Genomic DNA, 16336 nt, shown 5'->3' with positions numbered 1-16336 from the left:
ATTCCCGCTGGAATAAATGACAATGTCCGACAATTTGCCGATGAACGGTAAGTCCGAGAAGAACACATCAAAGTGTTTCAGAATGAATCTGGCGCAGAACATCATGGAAAACCAACGCGGCAAAGGCTTGTCATTCGCCAGACGCATTTACTTGCCGCGGGCCATCGGCCTGGGTGTCGGCTTCTTCAGCGTCGGCGCCGCCCTCTATCCGCTGGGCATGCCGGCCTGGCTCTGGGCCTTGCTGGTGTTCAACGGGTTTATCTGGCCCCACCTCGCCTACCAATGCTCCAGCCGCTCGGCCTTCCCCTACCGCGCCGAACGCCGCAACCTGCTGTATGACTCGGTGTGCGGCGGTTTCTGGACCGCGTGCTTCCAGTTCAACCCGCTGACCACCGTGACCATCCTCTCGATGATGACCATGAACAACGTCGCCGCCGGCGGCCTGCGCCTGTTCGTGCCCGGCGCCCTCGCCCAGCTGGCCGGAGTGCTGCTGGGCTGGGCGCTGTTCGGCGTGCGGTTCACGCTCACGGCCACGCCGATTCAGGTCTGGGCCTGCCTGCCGATGCTCACCCTCTATCCGCTGGCGTTGGGCATGGTCTGCTACCGGTTGGCGATCAAGCTGGCCGAACACAAGCGCACCCTCAGCGCCTTGAGCCGCACCGACAGCCTGACCGGCCTGCTCAACCACGGCGCCTGGAAAGACCTGCTGCACCTGAAGTTCGACCAATGCCGGGCGCACGGCAGCCAGGCCATTCTGGCCTTGATCGACATCGACCACTTCAAGGCGATCAACGACAGCTACGGTCACATCGTCGGCGATACCGTGCTGCGACAACTGAGCCATGAAATCAAACGCCTGCTGCCGGACAGCGAACTGGCGGGCCGCTACGGCGGCGACGAGTTCTGCGCGATCCTGCCCAACCTGCCGCTGAACAAGGTCGAGGCCTTGATGGAGCAACTGCGCCAGGCCCTGGATCGCTACCGCCACCCGGACGTGCCCGCCTTGCGGGTCAGCCTGAGCATCGGCCTGGCCCGTTACCAAGGCCTCTACCCCGACGCACTGGACTGGCTGGATGACGCCGACAAGGCGCTCTACACCGCCAAGCACACCGGACGGAACACCGTCTGCGTGGCCTTGAGCCGATCCAGCGTCTGAGTCCGCCCAGGCGTCTTGCAGCGCCGAGGCTGCCGCCATCGCCAGCAGGCTGGCTCCCACAGTGTTTTACGTGACCACCAGCCCGGCCTCGGCCATCCGCCCCCCGCACAACGCTATAGTGACCCGTAACCCCAGAGCCCCACCGAGCCGACCATGACCCCGTCCAAACCCGATTCAGCCGCTGTCGACCACCTGCGTTTCCACCGCCCCCATGCCCACCTCGCCCCCACCTTCGGCACCGACGCCTTCGCCCTGCGCGCCGAGGCCTTTGCGCGGTTCTTCGGCACGCCCATGTTCTTGGGGGCGCAGACGCTGGTGGTGGTGCTGTGGGTCGCGCTCAACATGTCCGGCGTCACCCATTTCGACGTGTACCCGTTCATCCTCCTCAACCTCGCGTTCAGCCTGCAATCGGCCTACGCCGCGCCGCTGATCCTGCTGGCCCAGACCCGCCAGGCGGCCCGGGACAAGGCCCAGTCGGAGGCCGACGCGCAGCACCGCGAAGCGCTGGCCGTGGCCAACAGCGAACGCCAGGCCCAGGCCGCGAAGAACGCCGCGCAACTGCTCGAACTGCTGGAGCAGAACACCCGGCTCACGGAAATGACCAAGAACCTGACCGAGCGCATCGAAAGCCTGACCAGCGAGCTGCATCAGCACATGCGCGACAATCCGCAGCGCTGAGCCGCGTCACGGCAAGCGCAACGCCCGCCCGAGCTCGTCGAACAGCGTGACCACCGCACGCAACGCCCGGCAGTCCGGCCGGGTCAGCAGCCAAAGGGCCGTGTCGTGGCCGTGCAGCGGTTCGCTCAAGGCTTGCAGACCGTCGCCGATGAGAAAGTCCGGCAACGCCGCCACCCCCAATCCGCCCCGCACCAGTTCAGTGACAGACAGCATGCTGTTGCACCGATAGGCAGGCGTCACGCCGGGCCAGTGCTGACGGCGCCAGACCACGGTCGGGTGATCGGGCAGGAAGTCGTCCGGTGCGATCCAGGCCAGTGCGCCAAGATCCGTGGCATCGACGTTGCGCAGGTAACGTTCGCTGGCGCACACCCGGTAGGAAATCTTCGCCAGCTGCCGTCCGACCAGATGCTCCGGCGGCGTGCGGGTCAGGCGCAGGGCGATGTCGGCGTCGCGGCGGCTGAGGTTGGCGAAATCGTTGGAGGTGCAAAGCTCCAGGGTCAGCGCCGGATAGTTGGGCATGAACTGCGCCAACGCCGGCAACAACAGGCCCTGCAAGACCGAGTCGGTGCAGGTCAGGCGCACGGTGCCGCTGACCACTTCCCCGCCCTGCTCCACGCCGATCCGCGCCGCCTCCAGCGCCTGCTCGGCGCGCTCCGCCTGTTCGGCCAGCGTCCGCGCCAGCGTGGTGGGCAGGTAACCGGCGCGGCTCTTTTCGAACAGTTGCTGGCCGAGCGCGGATTCGAGGCGGCGCACCGCGCGGAACACGGTCGACACATCCACCTTCAGCAACTGCGAGGCCCGGGCCAGGGAGCCGCCGCGCACCAAAGCGAGGATCAGCGACAGATCCGGGTAGTCGAGACGATAGTGCGTGGCTGCATTGATCACTTGGGCAAACGCCAATATTGAGTGCGTGGACGCCAATCTATAGTGGGCCCGATCCCACAACAAGCACGGTGAACCCTCATGGAATCCAGAGCCCTGCGCATCGCCCTGATCGGCGACCGCGACCCGAACGTCACCGCTCACCAGGCAATCCCCGTCGCCCTCGGCATGGCTGCCGAACACACCGGCCTGACTGTGCAGTTCGAATGGCTGGCCACCGACCGGATCGACGCCGATACGCCCTTGGCGGCCTTCGACGGTGTCTGGTGCGTCCCGGCCAGCCCTTACAGAAGCGAAGACGGCGCGTTGCGGGCGATCCGTTTTGCCCGCGAACGGCAGCGCCCATTCCTCGGCACCTGCGGCGGCTTTCAGCATGCGGTGCTGGAGTTTTCCCGCCATGTGCTGGGCTGGGCCGATGCCGAACACGGCGAAGTGTCCCCGGATTCGAACCGCGCAGTGCTTTCGCCGCTGAGCTGTTCGTTGGTGGAGACGATGGACAGCATTCACCTGGAAGCCGGTTCGTTGATCGCCAAGGCGTATGAAACGTCGCAGATCCTTGAGGGCTATCGCTGCCGCTACGGTGTGAATCCGCAGTTCCAGCAAGACTTGCTGAACGGCCCTCTGCACGCGGTGGGCCACGACTCGTCCGGCGATCTGCGCGCCATCGAACTGACCGGTCACCCGTTCTTCGTCGCCACGCTGTTCCAGCCCGAACGGGCGGCGCTCAAAGGCCAGTTGCCGCCGTTGGTGCGTGCGTTTGTCCAGGCCTGCGCGGAGGTACGACCATGATCGCCCAGACCCCGAAGGCGCCCTACTACGCGGTGATTTTCACCTCGTCCCGCACCGAAGGGGATCAGGGCTATGCCGAGGCGGCCGCCCGCATGGTGGAGCTTGCGCAACGCCAGCCGGGTTTCCTGGGCACCGAGTCGGTCCGGGGTGACGACGGCGTGGGGATCACGGTGTCGTACTGGACGAGCGAGGCGGCGATCCTGGCGTGGAAAAACCATCCGGAACACCAGGCCATCCGCGAGCGCGGGCGTTCGACCTGGTATTCGGCGTTTCATACGCGGGTGTGCAAGGTGGAGCGGGATTACCGGTTCGGCTGAAGGCTGCAGTGTCATTGAGGCCCCATCGCCAGCAGGCTGTCACCAGATCCCCTGTGGGAGCCAGCCTGCTGGCGATGGCGATAGGCGGGTCACCCCGGACTCAGCCCTTGACCAGGCTGCGCACCGCCACGATCTCCGGCACCTCCCGCTTGCGCATGTACACCCGCAGCGGTTCGGTGATGTTGATCCGGTCATCGATGTGTTGGTCGAGCAGCAGCTGGATCAGTTCGCGCTTGAGGGTCATGGCCTGGTCCGGGGCCTGGGCCCAGACGAATTCGCTGGCCGGCACGATGCCGTCGTCGGCCACGTCCATGCCGAAGGAGTCTTCGCTGAAGCGCACGATGTAGCGGCCGGTCTTGCGGTTGAGGCCGACGAAGCCCTTGAGGTCGTCGGCCGCCTGGCAGATGAGTTGGGATGTGATGCGCATGGTAAACCTCACAAGAGTGATCGAAGGTTTACACGCAGGGCATTGAGGCACACCCTCTGCCGGGGTGGTTGCCGTGGCCAAGCGTACTGCAAACAAACGCACAAAAGTGCGGAAATTTTCGCTTTCAGTACGTTTATGTCGGTCTTGCGATAGCACGTTTTCGTTTGAGTTGCTAAAAGGGACATCTTCGAAAATACCTGCGAAAGGACCTCGACATGCCCGCCACTTTCACCAAAAGCGCCCTGATGCTGAGCCTGATGCTCGGTCTCGGCCAGGCCCACGCCGCCCAGCCGGCCCCTGCCGAACTGGCCGCTTCCCTGGGGATTCCGCGCCCGGCGGTGATCGCCCACCGCGGTGCCTCCTTCGACGCGCCGGAATCCACCGCCGCGTCCTACAAACTGGCCCGCGACCTGGGCGCCGATTACCTGGAGATGGATCTTCAGCGCAGCAAGGACGGCGTGCTGTTCGCCCTGCACGACAACAACCTGCAGCGCACCACTGACGTCGCCACCAAGTTCCCTGAGCGCAAGGACAGCCCGGCCAACGCCTTCACCATGGCCGAGCTGAAAACCCTGGACGCCGGCAGCTGGTACAACAAGGCTTATCCGGACCGCGCACGCGCCTCCTATGCGGGCCTGAAAATCCTGACCCTCGACGAAATCATCGACATCGCCCAGGCCAACCCCAAGCACAAGCCGGGCCTGTACATCGAGACCAAGGAGCCGCAGCTGTTCCCCGGCATCGAACATGACCTGAAGGAAAAGCTGCAGGACCGCGGCTGGCTCAGCCCGGCCGGTTCGAAACTGGCCAAGAGCGAACTGGGCGTCGGCCAGGGCAAAGGCAAGGTGATCCTGCAGACCTTCGAGAAGAACAGCCTTGAGCTGCTGGAGAAGGAAATGCCGCAGGTGCCGAAGATCCTGCTGCTGTGGGTCGGTGAAGGCAGCATCGAACCGAAATCCAAGGTGGCCTTCGCCGACTCCGGCGAGAAGGACAAGAACGCCTACTACGGCAAGCAGGAGCCGAAGTCCGAGGCCGAGTTCAAGCAGTGGATCGACTACGCCAAGGCCCAAGGCGCCATCGGCACCGGCCCGTCGGCGAAGCTGACCCACGGCGGCGACCAGAGCTACTCGGACCTGGTGCAACCATGGATGAACCAGTACACCCACGATCAGGGCCTGCTGGTGCACGTCTACACCGTCGACGAGCCGGTGGACTTCGAGAAGGTCATGGCCGCAGGCGTGGACGGCATCTTCACCAACCGCGCCAGCGAACTGCTCAAGTTCTACAAGCGCCCGGCCGCCGCCAGTGTGGATCAGGTGCTCAAGAACAACGGTTTCTGAGTGAAGCCGGACACCCCGTGGACAGGCCGCCTGTGGCTCGGGCACGACCATGGCCTGATCCACGGGATGTCGGGGCGCACCGCGCCCCATTCCCACTACGCCCACCAATTGATTCTGGCCCCCGACCGCCCGGTGACGGTGTTGCTGGATGATGCCCCCGTCACCGCCTCCCGCCTGCTGATCCCTTCACAGGTTCGCCATGCCATCGTCGAGGCGCCGGATCCGCTGTTCACGGTGTACGCCGAGCCCTTGGCGCTGGAGGCGCAGGTACTGCGCGATGCGCTGTTCGATGCGGATCTTTCCCTGACCGCGCTCGAACAGACGCTGCGCGACTGCCCCCGCCGCCGGCACGCCGATCCCCGGATCGAACGTGCGCTTGTGGCCATCGACGCCTCGCTGGCGGACAAGGTCGCCGCCCGTACCGTGGCCGACAGCGCCCATGTGTCCCTGAGCCAGTTGCAGCGGCTGTTCGTCAGCCAGGTCGGCCTGCCGGTGCGGCGCCTGGTGCTGTGGCGGCGCCTGCGGTTGGCGATGGCGCAGGTGCTGGCCGGCCGACCGGTGACGGAGGCCGCCCATGCCGCCGGGTTCGCCGATTCGGCGCACTTTTCCCGCAGCCTGAAGAAACTGTTCGGCGTCACCGCCCGCCAAGCCTTGCAGCACATGGAACTGCGGCTGCTGGACTGACTCAGCGGCGCAGCGCCTCGGGCACCGCCGGCTCCTTGGCCAGGTGCGCTCTCGCAAACGGGTCGAGCAACTGCGCCACGTAGTCCCGGGGGAAATCCGGCCGGCTGCCGATGCCCAGATCGCCTGCACCGATCCGGTAATCCTGCGTGTGGAAAGCGGTGCCCAGCAGCCGATCCCACACGGTGAAGAACAGCCCGAAATTGACGTCCCCCGCCCGCCCGTACTTCATGTGATGGAAGCGGTGCAGCGGTGCCCAGGCGAAGACATGGCGCAACGGCCCCAGGCGCATGTCGACGTTGGAGTGCTGCAGCAAGAGCTGGATCGCGATGGCGAACGCCAGCAGCACCGCGACCTCGGCGGGAATCCCCAGCACCAGCAGCGGCAGCAGCCCCGCCGTGGCTTCCAGCGTCTGATGCAGCGGATGCTTCATCAAGCCGTTGAAGCCGTACAAGCGCTCGACGCTGTGGTGCACCGCATGCAGCCGCCATAGCCAGCGCACCCGGTGGCTGGCGTAGTGCATCAGGCTCATGCCGACGTCGGCCACCAGCACCGCCAGGCCCAGTTGCAGCCACAACGGCCACGCCCGCGGCCACAGCCCGTCGACCGCCAGCAGCGCCGCCAGCCCCGGCAGCGCCAGCAGGCCGAGGGCGTTCAACGCCTCGTTGACCGACGCGTGCAGCAGGTCACGGCGGCGGTCGCCGATGGGCCGGTTCCAGTCGGGTTCGTAGGGCAAGGCCCGTTCCGCCGCGAACGACACCGCCAGCGCCAGCACAAACAACAGCAGCAGCCACCCGGCCGATCCGCCCGCCAGCCACACGGCGGCGCCGATGAATCCCACGAAGAACAGCGGCGCGTAACACCACGCAAGGATGAGTCTCATGTCCACCTCCATTGATTGAAGGCTGAGCATGAAAGGGAGGGACACCAGGCAATTGAACAAACGACGCAAACCGCCGCGGCGCTTTTTAAGGGTGAATTAAGTTGCGGCGGTTAACCTGAACTCACTTGAACGAATCACCTGAAAGGAATAACCCATGAAGACTTTGACTGCCCTGTTCACCGCCGCCGCCCTGACCCTCACCGCTGGCCTGGCCCAGGCCGACGTGCGCGTCGACCAGATCCCGCAACTGGTCAAGGACGGCAAGATCAAGCCGCTGGAGGACATGAACCAGGCCGCGCTGAAACTGCATCCCGGCGCCACCATCACCGACACCGACCTGGACAACCACTTCAACGGCTACGAATACGAAGTCGAACTGCGCACCGCCGACGGCAAGGAGTTCGACGTGGACTTCGACGCCACCACCGGCAAGGTGCTGAGCAACAAGCAGGACACCTGATTCGGCAGATGGTCCCTCCCAGCAGGGCAATTGACTTGATCCTGGCCGGCGGTGGCTGAACGGACGCCATCGCCAGCAGGCTGGCTCCCACAGTGTCTGGGTTCAAACCTGTATCTGTGAACGACCCGGAACCTGTAGGAGCTTGCCTGCAAGCGATGAGGCCGGCACTGCCAACATCCCTGTTGCCTGCCCCACCGCCATCGCTGGCAAGCCAGCTCCCACAGTGTCTGGGCTCAACCCTGCATCTGAGAACGACTCAAAACCTGTGGGAGCTTGCCTGCAAGCGATGAGGCCAACCCAGTCGATATCCCTGTTGCCTGACCCACCCCCATCGCTGACAAGCCAGCTCCCACAGTGTCTGGGTTCAACCCTGCATCTGTGAACGCCCCGGAACCTGTGGGAGCTTGCCTGCAAGCGATGAGGCCAACCCAGTCGATATCCCTGTTGCCTGACCCTCCCCCATCGCTGACAAGCCAGCTCCCACAGTGTCTGGGTTCAACCCTGCATCTCCCACAGTGTCTGGGTTCAACCCTGCATCTGTGAACGCCCCGGAACCTGTGGGAGCTGGCTTGCCAGCGATAGGGCCGGCACTGTTGACATCTCCAGTGCCTGCCCACCGCCAACAGTCTGCCCCCCACAGGTTCGCAGGCGTCAGGCGCTCAGGCGGGCGGTGACTTCGTTCAGTTGCCCCGACAGCCCGTGCAGGTTCTGGCTGGCGCTTTCGGTGCGCTGGACGTTGTCGAGGTTGGTGCTGGCGATCGAGGTGATTTCGGTCAGGTTGCGCGAGATGTCTTCGGCCACCGACGTCTGTTCCTCGGCCGCTGTGGCGATCTGACGGTTCATGTCGCGGATCGCTTCCACCGCGTGGGTGATGCGCTCAAGCATGGCGCCGGCCTGGGTCACCTGCTCGACGCTTTCGTCGCTGCGGGTCTGGCCGCTGTCGATGGCATGGGCGGCGTCCACCGCGCCCGTCTGCACGCTGTGGATGATCTGGTTGATCTCGATGATCGACTCCGCCGTGCGCTGCGCCAGGTTGCGCACTTCGTCGGCCACCACCGCGAAACCGCGTCCGGCCTCACCGGCCCTGGCCGCTTCGATGGCGGCGTTGAGCGCCAGCAGGTTGGTCTGCTCGGCGATGCCGCGGATCACTTCCAGCACCTTGCCGATGCGGCCGCTGTCGGCCTCCAGGCGACGGATCACCGTGGCGGTGTTGGCGATCTCGCCGCGCATCTGGGTAATGGCGTGAATGGTGTTCTGCATGACCTTCTCGCCCTGCTGGGCGGACTGGTCGGCATCGTCGGCGGCCCGCGCCGCGTCCGCCGCGTGACGGGCGACTTCCTGGGCGGTGGCGGACATTTCGTTCATCGCGGTGGCCACCTGGTCGGTGCGGCTGAACTGCTCGTTGGTGCCGCCGGCCATCAGGGTGGCGATGGCGTTCAGCTCGCCGCTGGCGCTGTCCAGATCCTTGGCGCTGCGTTGCAGGTGGCTGAAGGTCTCGGCGAGGAAGTCGCGCAGGGTGTTGGCCGCCGCGGCCAGGTTGCCCAGCTCGTCCTGGCGGTTGCTGGCCACCCGCTCGGCGAACTTGCCCTGGCTCAACAGGCTGACGTAGTCGATCAGTTTGCGGATCGGCTCCACCAGGTTGCGGTTGACCAGCCACAGGCTGAGCAGGCCGATCAGCAGTCCGGAGGCGAGCATCACCAACAGGCCCAGCCACACGGTGCGGTCGGCGCTGGCGCTGATCAGCGCCGATTGCTCGGTGCCTTGCTTGCGCAGTTCGACCACCAGCTCGCTCATCTGGTCGCTGGCGGCGCGGTCCACGCCCTTGACGGCGGCGTCGCCGGCCGCAGGATCGGCCCCGGCGGCCACGTAGGCGTCACGGCCCTTCTGGTAGGCGGCGCCCAGCAGACGGTGCTCTTCGCGCAGGCGTTCGATGCGGCTCTTGAGTGAAGGCTCGATGCCGGACTGGCTCGCCAGTTCGCCCAGGATGGTCTGGACGTCACGCTGACGCTCCTCGAACTGGCCCCAATACTTGGCCAGGTCCGCCGGCTGCTTGCCGCGCAGCAAGACATTCTTCCACTCCTGCACCTGCACCTTGAACTGCAGGTTGGCTTCGTCGATCAGTTGCGAGGTGTGCAGCGGGCCGGCGATCAGCTGGCTGTAGCTCTGCACGCCGTTGGACAGGAAATGGAAGCAGGACAGCGCGATCAACAGCATCGCCAGCAGGCTGCCGCTCAGCAGGGCGAGAATTTGCGCTCTCAGGGATTTTTGCAGCATCGCAAGGTACTCATGACAGGGATGAGGCACGCCCGGTAAGACGTGAATGGTGCCGGACATCCGTGTCGGCGGGCCTTGGCTCTTGGCCGAAGGCGCGCAACCTAACCCATGCGTGATCGGCGCGCCAGCGCGCTTCTTGAGAAAGATCCGACCGCCGGTAAGCCCTTGACCCGCCGTCACTTTACCGTCACGCAACGGTCACAAAGCCTCGCCATGATGGGGCACACGTGAGCCTGTCTCTCCCGCGACAGACGCCCTCCCCTGCGAGTCTCCATGAACCACAGCCTCGACCTCGGTCATCGCGACCCCGACCTGTTCGGTTTGCTCTACGGTTTTCGCTTCCGCCCCGGCGAACGCGGCCGCGAAGTCGATTCGGCCACCGCCCTGCGCTGCCTGCAGAACGACGGCGAAGGCGACGAGTTCCTCTGGCTGCACCTGAACCTGGCCCACGCCGCGTGCGAGCGCTGGATGAAGAGCCACCTGCAATTGCCGGAGGAGTTCTTCGAAGCGCTGCACGAAGGTTCACGCTCGACCCGCATCGAACACGTCGACTCGGCCTTGCTGGCGGTGGTCAACGACGTGGTGTTCAACCTCAGCAGCATGGTGTCCTCGGACGTCTCGACCTTGTGGGTCTGCGTGCGCGGCAAGCTGATCGTCAGCGCGCGCCTGCAACCGCTGCACTCGGTGGACAAGCTGCGCTCCTCGGTGAAGGCCGGCGAATGCTTCCGCTCGCCGCTGGAGCTGCTGGTACACCTGCTGCGCGACCAGGGCGAAGTGCTCACCCAGATCGTGCGCAAGACCAGCCTCAGCGTCGATCAGGTCGAGGACGAACTGCTGTCCTCGCGGCTGTCGACCAACCGCGCCGAGCTTGGCGCCAACCGCCGGGTGCTGGTGCGCCTGCAACGGCTGCTGGCGCTGGAGCCGGGCTCGCTGCTGCGCCTGCTCAACCGCCCGCCGGCGTGGCTGCAGAAGGAGGACGTCAAAGAGTTGCGCAAATCCACCGAAGAGTTCGCCTTGATCATCAACGACCTCACGGCCCTGGGCGAGCGGATCAAACTGTTGCAGGAAGAGATCGCCGCCAACGTCAACGAACAGAGCAACCGCACGCTGTTCACCCTGACCGTGGTCACGGTGCTGGCGCTGCCGATCAACATCATCGCCGGTTTCTTCGGCATGAACGTCGGCGGCGTGCCCCTGGCGCAGGATCCGGAGGGGTTCTGGATCCTGGTGGCGCTGGTGGCGACGTTCACCCTGATCGCCGGACGCTGGGCGTTTCGCAAACGGCGCGATTACTGAGTCGCCGCCATCGCCAGCAGGCTGGCGATGATCCGGACCAACGGCGCAGCCAATCCACCAAACACTGATCTGCCGCAGTCTCTCTGTAATATTCAGCAACGATCATGGGCGACACTCCTTCCCCCGCTCAGGATTGTCCTCCCATGGCGACGCCCTCCCTGACCGCCGGCCAACCGACTGCCTCCAGCGGCCGGCCGACACTCGACAAGAAAACCGGCCCCTTTACCTACGTGGTGTTTTTCGCGGTGCTGGCCCTGGGGCTGCTGTTCACCGCCTACAGCCTGGTGCACGACATGCACGAGCTGGGCACGGTGGTCACCACCTGGACACCGTTCCTGCTGTTGGGCGTGGCACTGCTGATCGCGCTGGGGTTCGAGTTCGTCAACGGCTTCCACGACACCGCCAACGCGGTGGCCACGGTGATCTACACCCACTCGCTGCCGCCGCACTTCGCGGTGATCTGGTCCGGGTTCTTCAACTTCCTCGGGGTGCTGCTCTCCAGTGGCGCGGTGGCGTTCGGCATCATCGCCCTGCTGCCGGTGGAGCTGATTCTGCAGGTGGGCTCCTCCGCCGGTTTCGCGATGATCTTCGCCCTGCTGATCGCCGCGATCCTGTGGAACCTCGGCACGTGGTGGCTGGGCCTGCCGGCTTCTTCGTCGCACACCCTGATCGGCTCGATCATCGGCGTCGGCGTGGCCAACGCCCTGATGCACGGGCGCGACGGCACCAGCGGCGTGGACTGGGCCCAGGCGACCAAGATCGGCTACGCGCTGCTGCTGTCGCCGCTGGTGGGCTTCGGCTGCGCGGCGCTGTTGCTGCTGGCCCTGCGCGCGTTCGTCAAGAACCGCTCGCTGTACAAGGCGCCGAAGGGCAACACCCCGCCGCCATGGTGGATCCGCGGCCTGCTGATCCTGACCTGCACCGGCGTGTCGTTCGCCCACGGCTCCAACGACGGCCAGAAAGGCATGGGCCTGATCATGCTGATCCTGGTCGGCACCCTGCCGATGGCCTACGCGCTGAACCGCACCATGCCCGCCGACCAGACCCTGCAGTTCGCGGCGGTGGCCGAAGTCACCCAACAGGCGCTGGTCAAGAGCGCGCCGCTGCCGGCCCCGGCCGACCCGCGCCCGGTGCTGTCGGACTACGTGCGCAGCAAGGAAACGACGCCGCAGTTGGTCCCGGCCCTCGCTGCGCTGACCGGCCACATCGGTGAAGAAGTGAAAGGCTACGGCTCGCTGTCCAAGGTGCCCGCCGAGGCCATGGGCAACGTGCGCAACGACATGTACCTGGCCAGCGAAACCATCCGCCTGATGGACAAGAACAAGGTCGGCGGCTTCGACGCCGACACCACCGGCAAGCTGCAACTGTTCAAGCAGCAGATCGACAACGCCACCCGCTTCATTCCGCTGTGGGTGAAGATCGCCGTGGCCATCGCCCTGGGCCTGGGCACCATGGTCGGCTGGAAGCGCATCGTGGTGACGGTCGGCGAGAAGATCGGCAAGACCCACCTGACCTACGCACAAGGCGCCTCGGCCGAGTCCGTGGCGATGCTGACCATCGGCGCCGCCGACATGTTCGGCCTGCCGGTGTCGACCACCCACGTGCTGTCCTCGGGCGTGGCCGGCACCATGGTCGCCAACGGCGGCGGCCTGCAGATGAAGACCATCCGCAACCTGCTGATGGCCTGGGTGCTGACGCTGCCGGCGGCGATCGTGCTGTCGGGCAGCCTGTATTGGCTGTTCACCCTGATTTTCTGAACCGCCCGTCACCGTAAAATCCCGGCCCGCTTCAGGGCCGGGATTCTTTCGTGCCCGCCTGCCGGGCGCCCGGCCGTCCGATAACCCTGCCATCGGACACCGACCGCTCAGATTGCGCTTCAGTTTGCCGGCATGATGCCGACTCATAAGTCATTCGATGCATTCAGGGAAAAGAACCGTGAACCTGTATATCAATCAGCTGCAGCAAAAGGCTGACTTCAAAGAAGCCATCTACGCCGGCGACATCTTCCTGAACACCCAACTGCGCGCCGCCCGCCAGTTGTGCGAATTCGCCCAGGAAAGCATCACCGCAGCGTTCGACGGCGAAACCCGCCACCAGGCGCTGCACACGCTGATGCCGGTGGAAGAGTTCGTGGTGCGGGTGACCCGCCTCAAGGGCCAGTTCACCAACAGCCTGCGCGCCAAGGAGCTGATCCTGAGCTTCATCGACGAGATCGGCGTCGACCCGCACGAATACATCTTCGACGTGCCGCGCATCCGTGTGGTGCCGAACTACGACTACCTGCACGCCGGCGTCAGCTACGCCTACAAGCCGCACCGCGACACCTGGTACGGCAGCGTCGATTGCCAGATCAACACCTGGATGCCGGTGCACACCATTTCCCCGGACCAGACCATGATGATCAACACCGGCTACTTCGATGTGCCGGTGAAGAACTCGTCCGCCCAGTGGAGCCTCAACGACTGGATCAACAACCAGCGCCACAAGGCCAAGGACAACCTCAAGGAAGAAGTCCGCGTGCACCCGGTGCCGCTGGAAGAGATCGACACCGCAGCCGAACTGCGCGTGGCCGGCAACACCGGCGACATGCTGATCTTCTCCGGCTCGCACCTGCACGGCACGGTCGCCAACCACACGCAGCACACCCGTTTCAGCGTCGACTTCCGCCTGATGCACCTCGATGACCTCAAGCACAACCGCGGCGCGATCAACGTCGACAGCGCGTGCCCGGACGTCGGCGCCGGCTTCAAAGACTACTTCCACGCCCACGACTTCTCGAATTTCCAAGGAATCCAGCAATGACCAAGCGTCGCATCACGCCTGCCGAAGCCCAATACAACGAAACCCGCGCCGGCGTCCTCAAGCGCGTGGACGCCGAATACGTGGCCGACGCCCCGTTCGTGTTCGCCAACCGCATCGGCGTCACCGCCGCGCTGTCGCGCATGGAACTGTTCAAGAAAGTCGCCGAGATCCCGGGCGCGATCATCGAGTGCGGCGTGTACAAGGGCAACTCGCTGATGCTCTACATGCACCTGTCGATGATCCTGGAGCCGTACGCGATCAACCGCTCCATCGTCGGCTTCGACACCTTCGAAGGCTTCCAGAGCATCAGCAAGACCGACGATCCGGCCGACGTCAACGAAACCATGTTCTCCGACACCGACCAGTCGCTGATCCAGGACATGATCGACGCCAACGACCTGCTGCGCCCGGTCAACCGCATCCCGCGCTGCGAACTGGTCAAGGGCGACATCGTCAAGACCGTGCCGGAATGGGTCAAGACCCGTCCTGACCTGGTCGTGGCCATGCTGATCCTGGACACCGACCTGTACGAGTCAACCAAGGTCGCGCTGGAGACTTTCCTGCCGTACATGCCCAAAGGCGCCATCGTGGTGCTGGACGAAGTGGCCTACCGCAACTTCCCGGGCGAAACCAAGGCCCTGCGCGAAGTGCTGGACCTGAACAAGATCGAACTCAAGCGCCTGCCGTTCGATTCGTGCGTGGGTTACTTCCACGTTTGATCGCGTAGCGGGGGCAGTTGCCTTGCGCTGCCCTCACTGACGTATCGCCAGCAGGCTGGCTCCCACAGGGGATCCGGGTGAACGCAACCTTTGTGTTCACCGCAGAACCTTGTGGGAGCCAGCCTGCTGGCGATGGCGCCGGGCCGGCCGGCGCCGTTCCCTTCAGCCCTCGCAGGCACTGCGCAGCACCAGCCGCTCGCGCACCACGTCATACGCCCAGTGGTACACATAGGTGTAGGGCAGGAAGAACAGCAGCACGCCGATGTCGAGCAGGAACGCCTGCCACAGGCTCACCGACAGCCACCAGGCGATCAGCGGCACGCCCAGCAGCACCAGTCCCCCCTCGAACAGCAGCGCGTGCACCACCCGCACCCAGGCGTTGTGGCGGATGCGCAAACGCTTGAGCACACGGTCGAACGCACCGTTGAACACCACGTTCCACACCAGCGCCAGCACGGCGACGACCACGGTGACCACGCCCATGTCGAGCAGCGGCTTGCCCATGATCCAGGCCAGCAGCGGCGTGCAGATGAGGATCGCCAGCACCTCGAAACCGATGGCCTGGCAAATGCGTTCAGTGATGGATTTAGGGGCCGTCATGACCTGACTCCTTGAGTGATGATGGTTGCCATCATCCAACCCCGCATCGATACTTCATAATCAATAACCATCGATCAAGGCGATAGTTCATGGCCTCTCAAGAAGTGCTGCAGGCGTTTGTCCAGGCCGCGACCCAAGGCTCGTTTTCGGCGGCGGCGCGCAAGCTGGGGCGCAGCCAGTCAACCGTCAGCGCCGCAGTGGCGAGCCTTGAGATCGACCTGGATCTTGTCCTGTTCGACCGCAGCAGCCGCAAGCCGACCTTGACCCCGGCGGGCCATGTGATGCTGCAGCGGGCCGAGGCGATCCTGGCGGCCGGCAGCCGCCTGGAAATGACCGCGCGGCAACTGGCCCAAGGGGTCGAGCCGAAGCTGACGGTGGCGATTTCCGACACCTACCAGTCCGACCGCTTCGAAGCGTCGCTCAGCGCGTTCGAACAGCGTTACCCGGATCTGGAGCTCGAATGCCTGATCGCCGAATGCGACGACCTGATCGCCTTGGTGCAACGGGGCCGGGCCCATCTGGCGTTCGTCGAGATGCGCGACCATTACCCGCCGGACCTGGAGACCGCCACGGTGAACGAGCGCACTGAGATCGCGTTGTTCGTCGGACGCGGGCATCCGCTGGCGGCGCTGGAATCCATCGATCCGCAGACGCTGGAGCAACACCGCGAACTGCGCCTGGCGACCATCGTCAATCCCTACGGCTCCCGGGCCAAGGGCCGCGTCTGGTCGGCGCCCAGCTACCTGATGCTGTTGGAGATGGCCCAGCGCGGGTTCGGCTGGGCGCCGCTGCCGCGCTGGCTGGTGGGGCGCTTCGGCAACGGCACGTTGACGGAGCTGAACGTGCGCGGCTGGCCGAAACCGGTGTTCGTCGATGCGCTGTGGTCGCGGCAGTTTCCGCCGGGACCGGCGGGCAGCTGGATGCTCAGCCAGATGCTGGAATAGCGGCGCGGCCGATCGCGAGCAGGCTCGCTCCTACAGAGGAATGAGCGCCCTTGCGGGAGCGAGCCTGCTCGCGATGGCGTCCCCGCAA

General features: G+C 65.1%; 17 protein-coding genes. 12 read left to right on the top strand and 5 right to left on the bottom strand.

Translation table 11 applies throughout. The features are described from left to right. The first annotated feature begins 103 nt into the window (after positions 1-103). Together CAG29_RS05290 and CAG29_RS05285 are read left to right on the top strand one after the other, a co-directional pair. On the top strand, positions 104-1156 hold the full coding sequence (locus CAG29_RS05290; protein ID WP_085578298.1) for a diguanylate cyclase: 1053 nt from the start codon (positions 104-106) through the stop codon (positions 1154-1156). 153 nt (positions 1157-1309) lie between these two features. Next, positions 1310-1834 (top strand): DUF1003 domain-containing protein, encoded by a 525-nt coding sequence (locus CAG29_RS05285; protein WP_085578251.1) that lies wholly within the window; start codon positions 1310-1312, stop codon positions 1832-1834. A gap of 6 nt (positions 1835-1840) precedes the next feature. Here the strand turns inward: CAG29_RS05285 and CAG29_RS05280 are convergent, their stop codons facing one another. Then, positions 1841-2755, bottom strand: a complete 915-nt coding sequence (locus tag CAG29_RS05280) for a LysR family transcriptional regulator (RefSeq protein WP_371856088.1) — start codon at positions 2753-2755, stop codon at positions 1841-1843. A 42-nt stretch (positions 2756-2797) separates the two neighbouring features. On the opposite strand from CAG29_RS05280, the gene CAG29_RS05275 reads away from it, so the two are divergent. Together CAG29_RS05275 and CAG29_RS05270 are read left to right on the top strand one after the other, a co-directional pair. Continuing rightward, on the top strand, positions 2798-3505 hold the full coding sequence (locus tag CAG29_RS05275; RefSeq protein ID WP_085636648.1) for a CTP synthase: 708 nt from the start codon (positions 2798-2800) through the stop codon (positions 3503-3505). Further along, on the top strand, positions 3502-3822 hold the full coding sequence (locus CAG29_RS05270; RefSeq protein ID WP_085578256.1) for an antibiotic biosynthesis monooxygenase: 321 nt from the start codon (positions 3502-3504) through the stop codon (positions 3820-3822). The genes CAG29_RS05275 and CAG29_RS05270 overlap by 4 nt, the downstream gene beginning before the upstream one ends. A 100-nt stretch (positions 3823-3922) precedes the next feature. On the opposite strand, the gene CAG29_RS05265 is transcribed toward CAG29_RS05270, so the two are convergent. Then, positions 3923-4249, bottom strand: a complete 327-nt coding sequence (locus CAG29_RS05265; RefSeq protein WP_085578258.1) for a DUF2025 family protein — start codon at positions 4247-4249, stop codon at positions 3923-3925. A gap of 215 nt (positions 4250-4464) precedes the next feature. Here CAG29_RS05265 and CAG29_RS05260 point away from each other — a divergent pair, with 215 nt between their 5' ends. Beyond that, the gene (locus CAG29_RS05260) at positions 4465-5589 is read left to right on the top strand and encodes a glycerophosphodiester phosphodiesterase (protein WP_085629599.1); all 1125 of its coding nucleotides are present in this window, start codon (positions 4465-4467) and stop codon (positions 5587-5589) included. Next, the gene (locus CAG29_RS05255) at positions 5590-6273 is read left to right on the top strand and encodes an AraC family transcriptional regulator (RefSeq protein WP_256575493.1); all 684 of its coding nucleotides are present in this window, start codon (positions 5590-5592) and stop codon (positions 6271-6273) included. 1 nt (position 6274) lies between these two features. Here CAG29_RS05255 and CAG29_RS05250 read toward each other — a convergent pair whose 3' ends face one another. Further along, a complete protein-coding gene (locus CAG29_RS05250) occupies positions 6275-7153 on the bottom strand; it encodes a sterol desaturase family protein (protein ID WP_085693933.1) in 879 nt (292 codons plus the stop codon). Positions 7154-7307: 154 nt separating this feature from the next. Here CAG29_RS05250 and CAG29_RS05245 point away from each other — a divergent pair, with 154 nt between their 5' ends. Then, a complete protein-coding gene (locus CAG29_RS05245; RefSeq protein WP_085578264.1) occupies positions 7308-7613 on the top strand; it encodes a PepSY domain-containing protein in 306 nt (101 codons plus the stop codon). Positions 7614-8264: 651 nt separating this feature from the next. On the opposite strand, the gene CAG29_RS05240 is transcribed toward CAG29_RS05245, so the two are convergent. After that, positions 8265-9887, bottom strand: a complete 1623-nt coding sequence (locus CAG29_RS05240; RefSeq protein WP_085580636.1) for a methyl-accepting chemotaxis protein — start codon at positions 9885-9887, stop codon at positions 8265-8267. A 273-nt stretch (positions 9888-10160) separates the two neighbouring features. On the opposite strand from CAG29_RS05240, the gene CAG29_RS05235 reads away from it, so the two are divergent. The 4 genes from CAG29_RS05235 (at position 10161) to CAG29_RS05220 (ending at position 14704) form a co-directional block, all read left to right on the top strand. Continuing rightward, positions 10161-11183: a transporter gene (locus tag CAG29_RS05235; RefSeq protein ID WP_085629593.1), complete on the top strand. Its 1023-nt coding sequence runs from the start codon at positions 10161-10163 to the stop codon at positions 11181-11183. A gap of 143 nt (positions 11184-11326) precedes the next feature. Next, positions 11327-12940: an inorganic phosphate transporter gene (locus CAG29_RS05230; RefSeq protein WP_085629591.1), complete on the top strand. Its 1614-nt coding sequence runs from the start codon at positions 11327-11329 to the stop codon at positions 12938-12940. Between the two features lie 178 nt (positions 12941-13118). Next, complete coding sequence (locus CAG29_RS05225; RefSeq protein ID WP_085580630.1) at positions 13119-13985, top strand: hypothetical protein; 867 nt, start codon at positions 13119-13121, stop codon at positions 13983-13985. After that, positions 13982-14704, top strand: coding sequence for a TylF/MycF/NovP-related O-methyltransferase (locus CAG29_RS05220; RefSeq protein WP_065259304.1), 723 nt, complete (start codon positions 13982-13984; stop codon positions 14702-14704). The genes CAG29_RS05225 and CAG29_RS05220 overlap by 4 nt, the downstream gene beginning before the upstream one ends. A 162-nt stretch (positions 14705-14866) precedes the next feature. On the opposite strand, the gene CAG29_RS05215 is transcribed toward CAG29_RS05220, so the two are convergent. Then, positions 14867-15304, bottom strand: a complete 438-nt coding sequence (locus tag CAG29_RS05215; protein ID WP_085629589.1) for a multidrug/biocide efflux PACE transporter — start codon at positions 15302-15304, stop codon at positions 14867-14869. Between the two features lie 89 nt (positions 15305-15393). Between CAG29_RS05215 and CAG29_RS05210 the strand changes: the two genes are divergently transcribed. Then, positions 15394-16248 (top strand): LysR family transcriptional regulator, encoded by an 855-nt coding sequence (locus tag CAG29_RS05210; protein WP_085580626.1) that lies wholly within the window; start codon positions 15394-15396, stop codon positions 16246-16248. The last annotated feature ends 88 nt before the right edge of the window (positions 16249-16336 follow it).

The organism is Pseudomonas sp. B7(2017), from assembly GCF_002112745.1.
Classification (GTDB): Bacteria; Pseudomonadota; Gammaproteobacteria; order Pseudomonadales; family Pseudomonadaceae; genus Aquipseudomonas; species Aquipseudomonas ekonensis.
Note: the sequence above shows the minus strand (reverse complement) of the source record. Positions and strands in the feature narration are given on the sequence as shown.

Excerpts from the sequence above, each read along its gene's own strand:
- CAG29_RS05265 (WP_085578258.1), bottom strand. The coding sequence starts at position 4,249 with ATGCGCATCACATCCCAACTCATCTGCCAGGCGGCCGACGACCTCAAG.
- CAG29_RS05290 (WP_085578298.1), top strand. The coding sequence starts at position 104 with ATGGAAAACCAACGCGGCAAAGGCTTGTCATTCGCCAGACGCATTTAC.
- CAG29_RS05260 (WP_085629599.1), top strand. The coding sequence starts at position 4,465 with ATGCCCGCCACTTTCACCAAAAGCGCCCTGATGCTGAGCCTGATGCTC.
- CAG29_RS05230 (WP_085629591.1), top strand. The coding sequence starts at position 11,327 with ATGGCGACGCCCTCCCTGACCGCCGGCCAACCGACTGCCTCCAGCGGC.
- CAG29_RS05245 (WP_085578264.1), top strand. The coding sequence starts at position 7,308 with ATGAAGACTTTGACTGCCCTGTTCACCGCCGCCGCCCTGACCCTCACC.
- CAG29_RS05250 (WP_085693933.1), bottom strand. The coding sequence starts at position 7,153 with ATGAGACTCATCCTTGCGTGGTGTTACGCGCCGCTGTTCTTCGTGGGA.
- CAG29_RS05210 (WP_085580626.1), top strand. The coding sequence starts at position 15,394 with ATGGCCTCTCAAGAAGTGCTGCAGGCGTTTGTCCAGGCCGCGACCCAA.
- CAG29_RS05270 (WP_085578256.1), top strand. The coding sequence starts at position 3,502 with ATGATCGCCCAGACCCCGAAGGCGCCCTACTACGCGGTGATTTTCACC.
- CAG29_RS05220 (WP_065259304.1), top strand. The coding sequence starts at position 13,982 with ATGACCAAGCGTCGCATCACGCCTGCCGAAGCCCAATACAACGAAACC.
- CAG29_RS05215 (WP_085629589.1), bottom strand. The coding sequence starts at position 15,304 with ATGACGGCCCCTAAATCCATCACTGAACGCATTTGCCAGGCCATCGGT.
- CAG29_RS05240 (WP_085580636.1), bottom strand. The coding sequence starts at position 9,887 with ATGCTGCAAAAATCCCTGAGAGCGCAAATTCTCGCCCTGCTGAGCGGC.
- CAG29_RS05235 (WP_085629593.1), top strand. The coding sequence starts at position 10,161 with ATGAACCACAGCCTCGACCTCGGTCATCGCGACCCCGACCTGTTCGGT.
- CAG29_RS05285 (WP_085578251.1), top strand. The coding sequence starts at position 1,310 with ATGACCCCGTCCAAACCCGATTCAGCCGCTGTCGACCACCTGCGTTTC.
- CAG29_RS05275 (WP_085636648.1), top strand. The coding sequence starts at position 2,798 with ATGGAATCCAGAGCCCTGCGCATCGCCCTGATCGGCGACCGCGACCCG.